Source organism: Desulfovibrio desulfuricans, from assembly GCF_024460775.1.
GTDB classification, from domain to species: Bacteria; Desulfobacterota; Desulfovibrionia; order Desulfovibrionales; family Desulfovibrionaceae; genus Desulfovibrio; species Desulfovibrio desulfuricans_E.
Genome location: NZ_JANFYZ010000001.1, coordinates 140,739 through 152,742 on the forward strand (window position 1 = coordinate 140,739; position 12,004 = coordinate 152,742).

The window sequence follows — 12,004 nt, forward strand, 5'->3', positions numbered from 1 at the left end:
GAACAAAATTTATGTAAAAAGATGCCCATCAAGGGGCATTTTTTTGTAAAAGGCCTTGATCTTCCAGTGCGGAGAATGCTTACGGTGAATCAAAGTGGGCCGAGCCTCCCTTTGAGGGCTGGGTCAGCCCGCAGCCGACACCAATTCCCGAGGGAAGGAGAATGCCATGGAGCAATCAGCACAATTTGGGTCAACAGGTATGGAAACCTCGGCGCAGGCAGCCAAAAAGCAGCTTGCCACAAGTTTCAGAAGACGTGGCATGGTTACTGCCACCATGTCTGGGGTAGCATACGGAACATACACCGCGTTCATGACGCTCGCCATGACCTTGGGCGTGTGGGGAGTATGGTACGGCGGCGATTCCACTCTTTCTGAATTTTCCAAGCTCTTTTTGCTTGGCGCGCTTGGCGCGGCCACCACTGACGCGTGCAGCGCCGTGTGGGCAGTGCTGATTGCCATTGGCAAGGGCAAGTTTGGCGATGTTTTTCGCAGCATGGCCTCCAAGCCCGGCGCTATCCTCATGGCAGCCGCAGTTATCGGCGGCCCCCTTGCCAGTACCTGCTACGTGCTTGGCCTGCAGAGCGCCGGTTCCATCATTGTGCCCATCAGCGCGCTTTGCCCGGCCATCGGCGCCATTCTGAGCCGCATTCTCTTCAAACAGGCCCTGACCCCGCGCACCATGCTGGGTATCTTTATCTGCTTTATGGCCAGCGTCATGATCGGCAGCACTGGCCTTGCCGACAACGCACCGCCGAACCTCTTTGTGGGTATCGCCTTTGGTTTTCTGGCCGCCTTTGGCTGGGGGCTTGAAGGTTGCGTGGGCGGCTACGCCACTTCCATGATTGATCCTGAAATCGGCATCACCATCCGCCAGCTTACCTCGGCCCTGACCAACCTGCTGATTCTTGTGCCCCTGTTTGCCTTTATTGGCGGCGACTCGGCCTTTGGGATGATCCGCACTGTCTTTACCGATGTTGACGCCATGCCCTGGTTTATCGTGGCTGGTTTTGGCGCGTACTTTGCCTTTATGCTCTGGTACAAGGGCAACGCCATGTGCGGAACGGCGCTTGGCATGTCGTGCAACGGCGCGTTCTCTTTCTGGGGACCTTTCTTCTGCTGGCTGGTGCTCGGTCTGTGGTTCGGCATCGATGGTTACGCCCTTGCCCCCATTGCCTGGCTGGCCGCAGTCGTGATGATCGTCGGCATCTTTATCATTGCCGTCAATCCGCTGGATTTTTTCAGAAAGAAGGGATAATTTGCCATGAAAAAGCCGCTTAACTTCGCCATTCTCAAGTATATGACAACGGTTAACGAGGCCTGCACAGAAGATGTGCTGTGCGCGCTCAAAGACGGGTACAGTTCGTTTCGGGCTTTCAACAAGTCTGACGTGCTCAACGCCCTCTTGACCGCGGAAGCCAACGGCCTGCTGGAAGAATCGCGTTATGACCTGGATGATGAAGGCCAGGTGCGCATGTTCTTTCGTGCCCATGCCGAAGGTGCAGCGACCATAAACCGCTACATTTCCAACTAAATGTCCATTGCCGGGGAGGGGTGCGCCTCTCCCCGGCGCAAGGGATGTGCCCGGCCTCGTTTTTGCTTCTGGCTGGTGGCGCAAATGCTCGATATAGGATGTTGTGAGGTTCGGGCAGGCGCATAATCATCCCTTTTTGCCCACCCTTCAAAAATCCGGGCAACGCCATGACAAAACAAGGGTACACCATCAGCCAGATGAGCGAGATCTCCAAGATCTCCAAAAAGGCTCTGCGCTTTTATGACGACCTCGGCCTTATTTCTTCCAAGAGGCATGGGGGCAACAACTACCGCTACTATACGCAGGATGAACTGCTCGCCATCCCGCCGCTGAAATACTACAAGCAGATGGGGTTCAACCTCAGCGAGATCCGCGCCGCTTTTGAAGTGGGCAGCAATACCTCGCTTTCCGCGCTGCGAAAAATATTCATGAGCAAGATTGAATTGTTGCAGCAGGATGAAAAGCTGTTATTTCTGCGGCTTACATCTGTGCGCGACTGGCTTGAACTGCTGCACGAAGCAGAAATTGTGCTGGAAAACTGCCAGCAGAGTGTCTCGGTGAAGTATATTTCGCCGGAACGCATGCTTTTTATGGACCAGACATTTGTTTCTGATATCAAGTCTGCCATCATCAACATGGATTTTACCAACTATGTTGAAGAAGTGGGCAATAATATCACCGGGCCGGTCATCATCAATTTTTCTTCCATAGAAAACAGGGTGCAAAACGAGGAGCAGCCCGTCAAACTGCTGCAAAAAACCGTATTCCCCTGCGGGGAAGACAAAATGGCGGATTATGGCGGGTACTTGGCGGCAAGCTGCTACCACATAGGCTCGCACGAAACCATCGGCAGCACCTACCGCAAACTGCAGCGCTGGTGCGCCTCAAACAACTATGTTTGCGACAATGGCTCGCATGAGCGCTATATTACCGACTTCTGGACCACCAACAATGATTCGCTCTTTGTTACAGAAGTGCTGGTCAAGGTGAGCCGCCGCGGGAGTGTCGTGCACACCCCCAAATTCCATTTTGATTCAGACGACGATCTGTAATCAGCCAAGTACGCGGGCCGCCTGCTGCGCCATCAGCTCGTGGCCCGCTTCGCTTGGGTGCAGACCGTCTGTATAGAGTGCGGAGAGCCAGTCAGAGGCATTGCCATCCGTTGGGCCTGCCTGACCGGGCAAACCCGCAAAAGCCTGCGAAAAATCCACGCATTGCAGAGAAAAATCCTCTGCGAGCACGCGTAACCACTGGTGCAGTGCGGCGTAGTCCGCACAGGCGCGCGGCAGGTCAACGCTGCCCAGCAGGGGAAAGCTTATGGGCGCATGCACAGGAATGGGCACTCCCAGCACCGGGCGCACCCGTGCGCTGAAACTGTGTTGCACCAGCGCAAAAATATTGGCCTTGACTGTCCCAAGCCCTGCTCCCAACGCCAGATCGTTGAACCCGCCCATGATCAGAACCGCGTCAGCGCCCGCCTGCACCACATGGTGGTGAAAGCGGGCCAGCATGCCGCCCGTGGTGTCGCCGTTGATGCCGCAGTTGCGCACGTCAATGCCCGTGCGCCGCGCCAGCAGGGTTGTCCATACCTTGGGGCGCGGAATGCCGTAGCCGTAAGTGAGGCTGTCGCCCAGACAAGCAATAATCATGTTTGCAGCGTATTCCCTTGTGGATGATCGGGCAATATTCGCAACAGGCGGCCCGCGCCAGCAGGGGCGTACGGGCAAGGGCCGCCTGCGCCCGCATCAGGCGGGCAATCCCATCTGCAGGCGAATGCGGCGTACATCCGCCTCTTCAGGTTTGAAAGGATAGTTGCGTATTCCAGGCCCTGGGCGGGAGTTGGCGTAGGGGCGGTTGCAGGCCACCTCGCCGTCGCGCCCGGTGCAGCCGCAGGTGCGGAACGGCTCGCCAGTGTCAATGACTGCATCCAGATCGCCCTTGGAGAGGCCGTATCCCGTGAGGGCGCGGCGGTCGTTATAGGTGAAGAACCGCTCGTGGGCGTGGTCATTGTCGATGAGCCAGCGCGCCAGCTGAATGCGTCGGTACTGGTCAATGGGCGGCGGCAGGCGGTGCGCCAGAGGCGAACCCCCTTCGGGGAAAAACGAAAACAGATGCGTGTTGCCGCCCATGTCGTGCACTCGCTGCATGGCGCGGCACATGTCCTGCTCGGTTTCGCCCATGCCCACCATAAAGTGCGCCCCGGCCATTCCCTTGCCAAATATGTCCAGGCTTTCGCCAAGGCACTGCCAGTAGCGCTTCCATGAGTGCGGGCCGCCAACTCCTGAACCGCGATAGTGGTCAAACAGCTCGGGCGTGGCAAGATCAATGGCTACGCCGACCTTGTCCGCCCCGGCATCGCGCAGTTCCTCAAGGTTTCTGCGGGTAAGGATGGTGGGCGAAACCAGCATGGAAACGGGTATATCAATGGCCTGACGCAAACGGCGGCATATCTCTGCGGCGTCGCGCGGAGCGCGGCTGTTGGTGAGCATGGAAATGCAGATGCGCTTGACGCGCTCCTGACGCCGCACAATGCCCGCCACAATTTCATCAACAGTAAATGCGGGCCAGGTCACGCGGATAAAGCTTTTGCTCGTGCTTTCCTTCTTTTCTTTTGCGCCAGAGAGGCCGCAGTAGGCGCACTTTGCCGCGCAGCCAGAGCGGTAGGTCAGCAGCAGGTTGATGCACGAAAGGCAGGCGTTGCGGTAGAAGGATCCGGGGGCGAAGTCGAGCGTCATGGCTGCGGCAAGGCTCATGCGCGCAACCTCAGGGCTTTGGGGCTGTGTTTGCTGCCAGCAGGGCGGGCATTGGTTCTCAAGTTGGGTGGCTTGGCTCATATGTTGTCTCCAGCAAAAGTTATTGCGGCAAGCGTTGTGCGGGTAACACTTAGGCAGGCCTGGCGGCGGTGGCTACCAGCCCTTTGTTCCCTCGCCCAGCAGCACCGAGCAGCATGTTTTGCGGAATTCCGCCCGTAATCCCATGCGGGCCGCCAGTGCGGCGGCCTCGTGCGAGGGAAGGGCCATCCGGTTGATGCCAGCCCGTAGCGAAAGAACTTCCAGCGCGCTGGCATCCCGCCTCGGGCGGGCGCAGCCGAGGCTTATCTGGCTTTGCGGCATAAGCTCGCGCGCGCGGATCACAAGCCCGCACACGCCGCGCGGGTCTGGCTGGCGCACGTTTTCCATGACTGTTCCGGCAAGGTTCATGTAGGCCACGATCACCAGCAGCCCGGGCGGGTGACGCGCCAGAATTTCCAGCGCGTGGTTTTCGCCCGCAAACCGCCCAAAATGCAGCCCTGCCACAATGTGCGGAACCACGGGCAGCTTTGCCGCAGCCAGAGCTTCAAGGCTTTGCTCCAGCAGTTGGGGGCCGTCCGGCAGATGGTAAACGCTGGCATAGGTCTTTTCGCTGCCAATAACGTCAAGCAGGGCCTGATCCACGCCAGCCCGCCGCAAGGCCAGGGCCGCTCGGTCATCCACCATGCCGCAGTGCACGGAAATGTAGAGTCCGGTTTCCTGCTTTATGGCCGCAATGGTGTCGGTAAAATCCTGCCACGGCACCTGCCCGCGCCCGTTGCAGCCGCCGGAAAGCAGCACCCCCTGCGCGCCCTGCGCCATCAGATCGCGGCACTTTTGCAACAGCCTCTGGGGAGAGCTTACGTCAGGCATATTGAGCAGCAGCTTGCCGCCGCAGTGGGCGCATTGCTGGCGGCAGTCGGCTCCGGTGATGGAAAGCGCCGGGTACTGGCCCTGAACGCCGTCGCGTACATACATGCCGGGCAGATAGAACAGTATTTTTTTGCCGTGGATTTTCCACGAAAGTTCACGCGCTTCATTAAGCCGCGTACTATCCCACCGCAGTTCAGGGGGGATATCCGCCGGCCACGATGAATAGTAGCCGCCGTATGTTCCAGTGGCGGAATTTCCGCAGGATTCTTCAGCTTGCAGCATAATATTCCCTGAATCCTATCCAGAATCTGTTGATGGCCTTGTCGAGCGAGCCGGTGTGCGCCTCCCATAAAAGGCGGCGCTGGTGCGCGTGCGACAGGGCGTCGCCGTAAAAATCGGCCCATTCTTCCTCGTAGCCCAGCAGAAGGGCCAGATCCCCCTCCAGAACGGCCTTGGCAGCCCAGCGGCCAGCCATTTCGCCGCCCTCCACAGCCTGAAAAATACCGGCCCCTGTGATGGGATGGGTGTGCCCTGCCGCATCGCCTGCAAGCACAGTGTCGCCATACACGCAAGGGCGGGGCGATCCTGCGGGTATCCAGCCGCCTGTGAGGCCCAGCGGCCTGTCGGCCACAAGGCCAAGCCCGGCCATGCCGCGCACAAAGCGCCGCAACGCCCAGCGCAGGCCCGGCCTGCCGGGGGTGGACAGCATGCCAAGGCCCACGTTTGCCACATTGCCCTTGGGGAAAACCCAGGCGTAGCCAGCGCGGATGCTTTCATCAAAATAGATGTGCGTGTGTTCCAGATGTTCCAGCAGGGGCAGACGCACCTGAATGGACGGCAGGCAGTGCGGGCGGGGCAGGCCAAGCCAGCGCGCCACGCGCGAAACAGGGCCGTCAGCCCCGATAACAACCTTGGCCGACACGCCTACGGTGGCGCTGTTGGGCGCGGACAGCAGCACTCTGCCGCCCGCGCCGCCTTCACGGCCAACAGCGGCGTGACCGGGAAGAATCCTCGCGCCGCTGCTCACGGCGGCGCGGGCAAGGGCCTGATCGAACATTTCCCTGTCGATCACGCAACCGGGGGCGCTCATATCCTGTATGCAGCGGCCATGCAGAAAGCTGCGCATGCCCGTTGTGCGCTGCACGATATATTCGTCCCCCACATTGGCCTGACCAACCAGCATGGCCGGGATGTATTCCGCGCAGCGCACGGGCCTGCCCACTATGCGCCGCCGCTCGGCAACAATTACGGAAGCCCCGGCCAGAGCAGCCGCTCGCGCGGCGCTTGACCCGGCGGGGCCGCCGCCAACCACAAGAACATCGCAGTTGAGTACGCGCATGGGGCTACCTCCCGGCATGGCCTTGCGCCTGCTGCGCCACACGTAAAATGGAGTGCAGCAGGGGCATGTTCAGGCTTGTCTGGCTGCGGAACTGCCCCTGATGGGCGGCCTCGCTCTGATCCAGCTCGTAGCAGGTGGTGTTTTCTATATCTATGAGAATGCCGGGCAGGCCCATGCGGTCAAAATCTTCCGCATGCTTGATGTAGAATGGCTGGCAGCAGCAGCCGATGAAGGCGGAGACGCCTTGCCCCTTGAGCTTGCCCAGTTCTTCCATGAGATCTTCAAAGTTGGTTATGCAGACCGTGCGCAGTTTGCGCTCATGCCCCAGAGCCCAGGCTTCGCCCACGGAACATTCGCCGCAAGCGCGGCAGGCCTTGGTAAAGCGGAGGTCGCAATCCTTGAGTTTGGCGCAATAGGGCAGCAGCAGGGCTTGCGGCCCGGCGGCCAGCACCTGATCAAAATTCCCGTTGGTGGTGAAGATGCGGTTGCAGTGTTCAATGGGTATGCCGTGGCGGGCAATGGCGGCTTTTTCCATGGCCATGCGCAGGGGAATGCAGATGTCTTCCGCGTTCATGTCGGGTATGGCGATATGCCCTTCGTTGAAGAAGTCATGGATGATGCCGCAGAGGTGCTCCGTATTCAGGGGCTGACCGCGCAGGGCAGCCTCAAGGTCAAAGAGGGCGCGTGCGGGAAAAGACAAAAAGTCTCCGGTAATAAAAACGTTTTTGAGCACACGGCGCGGCATGTTGAGCTGCATGGTCATGCGCACAAGGCCGTAAGGCGATTTGCGCGCGCCTTGCACCACCTCCGTTTTTTCATAGGTGGGGCGCACCATGTCTATCCATTCCTGCGACTGAAAATAGGGCAGCCGCTCGGCCAGCAGGTCTTCTTCCTCGGCGGTCAGGCCGCCGGGCACAAGGTTTATGCCCATGTGCCGCTCAAAGGCATCGGCAAGTGCAGCCTTGATATCGGCGCTGGCGGGTACGCGTCCAAGCTCCCACGCCAGACAGGTGACGCGTTTTTTGACGGAATCAATTTCCTTGGCTTTCAGCTTTTCCACTGGCACACGCAGGCATTTGAGCATGGTTTCCACGTCAAAATCCACCAGCAGCGTACCCTGAAACAGAAATGCCGCGTCGCAGTCCGTGCCGCCCGTGCCGGATATCTTGCGACCCGCAACTTCTATGTCGTTACGGGGGCGAAAGGCCGCGTCAATGCCCATGCCGCGCAGGGCAGTGACGGTTGGCTCGCACAGGCGGCGGAACAGATTGGCATTGGGAATGCCCACGCCAAAAAAGGCTTTGTCGCAGATAAGCTCCCAGCCGATCTGGTTTTCATCAAACAGCAGGCCGCCACCGCCCGTAATGCGGCGATTGATGTCGATTCCCTGCTTGCGGCAGTAGGAAAGGCGTATTTCTTCCTGAATGGACTGATGAAAGCCCACAAGCACCGTTGCCGGTTTGAACTGCAAAAAGCGCAGTGTATCCTGTGAGCGGCCACTGCCGCGAATTTCAAGCAGCACCTCGTCAAGAGCCATGTTCTCCGCCGCCGTAAGCGGCGGCAGATCAAGCAATCGCCACTGCATATGCGCCTCCTGATCGGGTGTACGCGCCTCTTGCAGTCCGGATTACCCTTTCCGCGCTGTACACCCCGTTTGTGCTGCGTTTTGTTGTTCCTGCGCTGCCCGCCGGCATGCCACAGTGTCGTTGGGCATTATGCCTGCGCTGATGCCGCCGTCTGAACTGCTTGTGCCGCGCTGTCTGCCCTGGCTTTTGCCTCACTGGCGTGCGTCTGGAGTGAGCGGGCCACAAGCTGGCTCATGTCCAGCACTTCTATGTTCACCTTGTTGCGCTTGGCATAGGTGGTCATGGTGCGCACGCACTGCTGGCAGTTGGTCACAATGGCTTGCGCTCCGGTGCGTACGGCTTCTTCAACCTTGCGCTTGGACATGGCCGCCGAAAGATCGGGGTCGATCATTTCCAGGTTTCCGCCGCCGCCGCAGCACAGGCAATGCCGCCTGTTATGCTCCATTTCCACAAGCTTCAGGCCGGGAATGCGCGCCATGACCTCGCGCGGCTCGTCAAACACGCGCCCGCCGCGCCCCAGATCGCAGGGGTCGTGGTAGGTCACTGTCATGGGCAGCTCGCCAAGGGGCAGCCTGTTTTCAAGCACGAGCTGCATGACCATTTCAGATGCATGCGCCAGTTCGAATTCCGGCGGGTAGGATTCGCGCCATATCTGGTAGCAGGAGGGGCAGGTAAACACGACCTTGCGCGCCCCCCGCGCCTTCACGGCCTCCACATTATGTTTGATGATGGCGGGCAGATCGGCGCTCTGGCCGGAACCCACAAGGGGGAAGCCGCAGCACCATTCATCGCCGGCCATGATGGTAAAATCCACGCCTGCGGCTTCCAGAATTTCCACAAAGGCCATGGGGATTTTTTGCGCCAGAGGAAAGTACGCACCCACGCAGCCTGTAAAATAGACCACTTCAGCCCTGGCTTTCTGCCCGCCGCCCTTTGGGGGCTTGCGCATGTCGTCCACCCAGTCGCCGCGCTCGTCGTTGTCTTCGGCAAAGACGTTGTGGCTGTCTTCAAGATTGGTGCGGATCATGCGGATTTTTTCCGGGGCGTCGCCCGTGCGCGAAAGTTCTTCGCGCAGGGCGAGCCACAGATCTTTAAGGGGCAGGCCAGCGGGGCATACTTCCTCGCAATCGCCGCAGAGCGAACAGCGGAACACCGAAGTGCCGTATTCCTTGAGGCGCTCCGGCGTGGCCACAGGTTCGCGCCCCAGCACTTCGCCCAAGGCCCGCCAGAAGAAACTGCGGTCGCGCAGGAGCATTTTCAGGTTGTCCATACGCACCTGAGCCGAAAGATCCGCGTCGCCCGATGCCGCCACCGCCGGACACACGGTCAGGCACTGCCCGCATTCGGTGCAGGCGTCGAGCGCCATGCGCTGTCGTATGCTGAATGCTGTGTGACGCATGATTTAATCCTTTTTGAACTTCTTGATGTCCTCTTGCAGCCATGCTTCAAGAACGTCCTTGCCGCCGTGAATGAGGGTATTGATCTGGCTCATGTCGGCGGGCTTGATCCTGTACATCCAGCCCTTGCCGTAGCAGTCGGCGTTGATAATGGTTGGGTTGGCCTCCAGCTCCTCGTTGACTGCCGTAATTTCGCCATCGGCGGGGCTGTAGACGGTGCCAAGCCATTTGCCCGATTCCACCTTGGCAAACTTTTTACCGGCGGTGACGGCCTTGCCCACAAAGGGCAGTTGCACAAACACGATCTGGCCTGCCAGCTTTTCGGCAAAGTCGTCCATGCCAATGACCAGCTCGTCGCCGTCAACGCGGGTCCAGAAGTGGTACTGGTCGTAGTACAGTTCCTCGGGCATGTTGTATCCGGCAATTTCCATGATTTGCTCCTTAATGTGATGGGTTAAGGCCTTAGTGGCGGCCGCGAATGGTCTGAACAAGCAGGAACAGGGGAGCTGTGAACATGTGCCGCAACTGGCTGAAGGGTATGTAAGCCACCGTCAGCGCGGTCAGCACCGCATGTGCGTACCAGCCCCAGCCGTAGATGCGCGCCAGCGTTGCCTGCCCCAGAGGAGCGAGCCCCAGTGCCAGCACATGTCCGGCAAAGGCATAGCCGCTGCCTTCGGGCATGCCCGTGAGGGCAATACGCATGCCTTCAAGCACAAAGCCCGTAAGCGTGATGCCCAGCAGCAGATACAGCGCAAGCCAGTCGTGGCGAGGCGCGTTTGCAGCAGCGCTTTTTTCACGCCGCCACAGCATGGCGGCCAGCAACAGGCCCAGCAACAGGGCAAGCCCGCTCAGATCAAAGAGGAAGGCTCCAGCACCCCAGTTTTTGTCCAGCAGCAGCCAGGGCCATTCCTGCGCGGGCGACAGAAGCGAACCAGTCAGACCCAGCAGACCCCAGACAAAGCGGAACAGGAAGGGGAAGAATATGAGCGCATGCACGGCCCAGCGCAGGTGGGATTCGCGATAGAGCCGCCGTTGCAGGAAGACATCGCAGCACAGGGCAGCCCAGCGGTTTTCCGCGCTTGCGTGCTGGTGCGGCGTGGGGCAGCCGTGGCTCTGGCCCGTTGCGGCATCAGCAGTCTGCGGCTTTTGCGGCGAACCCTTGCCCAGATTGGCGCAGGAGAGCCAGAACAGTCCCATACCAGCAAAGACCAGCACAAATATACCGAGGCCGATCTGCCCGGGGGTATCCTGCACGCTGAACGTAGCCGCGTGGCAACCCATGCACAGCACGCTCTTGGGCGGCAGAATAGCGTTGGCAGCGCCAACCTTGCCGTTGCCCGCAAAGCCGTTTGTGGCACCACCAGCCTCTGTACCGCCCGAGCCTGTAGCGGAAGTGACAGCGGGGCCAGCGCTGTGGCAGCGCACGCAGGAGGCCGTGCCGCTGGCAAGGGTCATGGAATGCGCGTTAAGCGGCCCGGAATTGATGACATAATCAACCTTGCCGTCCTTGAGCACCGGGGTGACGCCGGAAAGATGGCACGCCCCGCAGCTCACATTGCTGTGGGCATCGTGGATTGTCTTTTCGTCATGCCGTGTGTGGCAGGTGAGGCAGTTGACGCGCTCCTGCCTGTTGTGAGGGTACCGTGCCGCATCCTTGTGGCAGGTGAGGCAGTTCATGTCCCCGTGGGTCATGGATTTCATACCCTCGGCGGTGATTCTGGGCATGGCCCCGGCAGGCGCGGCAGCGCTTGATTCCGGCCCGTGGCAAGAGAGGCACATAACCGGCCCCTGCGGTTCCTTGCCCTTGTTAAAGGGCACAGGCGCTGCTTGGGAACCGCCCTGAGGTTTGGCGGCGGAGACGCCAGCGCCAGCGGCTATGCCCTTGCCGGTCTTGAGCCCGTGGCAGGAAAGGCAAGCGGCCACATCGGGCGCTGGTTTGGGCAGGTCTGTCTGAGCCTTGTGGCATACGCCGCAGGATTGGCTCATGTCGCCCGCAGGGCGCAGGCCCTTGGCTCTGGCCTCGGGCGCGAGAACATAGTGCGGGTTGTGACAGGTAACGCAGTTGTTATAGTCCTGCGTTTTCATTACTGGTTTGCCGCCGTGCATCCCTTTTGCCAGATTGTCTTCAATTTCGCCGTGGCATTGCAGGCAGGTTTCCCTATCAAATGCCGTACTGGCGGGCTTGTTGAGCTTGTCGGCCCGTGGGTGCTGGTGATCGGCCTGTTCTGCGTGGCAGTCTGCGCACGACATGTTGGCGTGGGCAGAGGCATGAAAGCCAGATTCATCAATAAACCACGTTCTGCCCGGCCTGACCTCGGTGTTCTGCTGGTCACTGGCAGCATGGGCGGGCAACGCAGCCGCTGACAGCACGATACAGGCCGCTATCATGCAGGCCGCAACAGCATGGGCCGTCAGCGTACGGGCCGCCGGAAACATCGGGGCGGCCATGATTGGGCCGCGTTTGCGCATCCTCAGCTTCATACGTTTCT

11 protein-coding genes are annotated in these 12,004 nt (G+C 59.9%); 3 read left to right on the forward strand and 8 right to left on the reverse strand.

Annotation, left to right across the window (positions count from 1 at the left end; genetic code table 11):
* Nucleotides 1–166 precede the first annotated feature (166 nt).
* From NE637_RS00580 to NE637_RS00590, 3 genes are all read left to right on the forward strand, one after another.
* Nucleotides 167–1,255, forward strand: a complete 1,089-nt coding sequence (locus NE637_RS00580) for a DMT family transporter (RefSeq protein WP_227119140.1) — start codon at nucleotides 167–169, stop codon at nucleotides 1,253–1,255.
* A 6-nt stretch (nucleotides 1,256–1,261) separates the two neighbouring features.
* The gene (locus NE637_RS00585) at nucleotides 1,262–1,531 is read left to right on the forward strand and encodes a hypothetical protein (RefSeq protein ID WP_192111684.1); all 270 of its coding nucleotides are present in this window, start codon (nucleotides 1,262–1,264) and stop codon (nucleotides 1,529–1,531) included.
* Between the two features lie 167 nt (nucleotides 1,532–1,698).
* Nucleotides 1,699–2,583, forward strand: a complete 885-nt coding sequence (locus NE637_RS00590) for a MerR family transcriptional regulator (protein WP_227119142.1) — start codon at nucleotides 1,699–1,701, stop codon at nucleotides 2,581–2,583.
* On the opposite strand, the gene NE637_RS00595 is transcribed toward NE637_RS00590, so the two are convergent.
* From NE637_RS00595 to NE637_RS00630, 8 genes are all read right to left on the reverse strand, one after another.
* Entirely contained in the window at nucleotides 2,584–3,180 is a 597-nt protein-coding gene (locus tag NE637_RS00595) for a GDSL-type esterase/lipase family protein (protein WP_227119144.1), read from the reverse strand.
* 96 nt (nucleotides 3,181–3,276) lie between these two features.
* Entirely contained in the window at nucleotides 3,277–4,365 is a 1,089-nt protein-coding gene (locus NE637_RS00600) for a radical SAM protein (protein ID WP_227119146.1), read from the reverse strand.
* Nucleotides 4,366–4,437: 72 nt separating this feature from the next.
* Complete coding sequence (locus NE637_RS00605) at nucleotides 4,438–5,475, reverse strand: radical SAM protein (protein WP_227119148.1); 1,038 nt, start codon at nucleotides 5,473–5,475, stop codon at nucleotides 4,438–4,440.
* Nucleotides 5,462–6,532, reverse strand: coding sequence for a geranylgeranyl reductase family protein (locus NE637_RS00610; RefSeq protein ID WP_227119150.1), 1,071 nt, complete (start codon nucleotides 6,530–6,532; stop codon nucleotides 5,462–5,464). Before NE637_RS00610 ends, NE637_RS00605 begins: the two co-directional genes overlap by 14 nt.
* Before the next feature lie 4 nt (nucleotides 6,533–6,536).
* A complete protein-coding gene (locus NE637_RS00615; RefSeq protein WP_227119152.1) occupies nucleotides 6,537–8,117 on the reverse strand; it encodes a lipoate--protein ligase family protein in 1,581 nt (526 codons plus the stop codon).
* Between the two features lie 128 nt (nucleotides 8,118–8,245).
* Complete coding sequence (locus NE637_RS00620; RefSeq protein ID WP_227119154.1) at nucleotides 8,246–9,517, reverse strand: (Fe-S)-binding protein; 1,272 nt, start codon at nucleotides 9,515–9,517, stop codon at nucleotides 8,246–8,248.
* 3 nt (nucleotides 9,518–9,520) lie between these two features.
* A complete protein-coding gene (locus NE637_RS00625) occupies nucleotides 9,521–9,946 on the reverse strand; it encodes a glycine cleavage system protein H (protein WP_192111692.1) in 426 nt (141 codons plus the stop codon).
* A gap of 31 nt (nucleotides 9,947–9,977) precedes the next feature.
* Nucleotides 9,978–11,996: a cytochrome c3 family protein gene (locus tag NE637_RS00630; RefSeq protein ID WP_227119156.1), complete on the reverse strand. Its 2,019-nt coding sequence runs from the start codon at nucleotides 11,994–11,996 to the stop codon at nucleotides 9,978–9,980.
* Nucleotides 11,997–12,004: the final 8 nt, after the last annotated feature.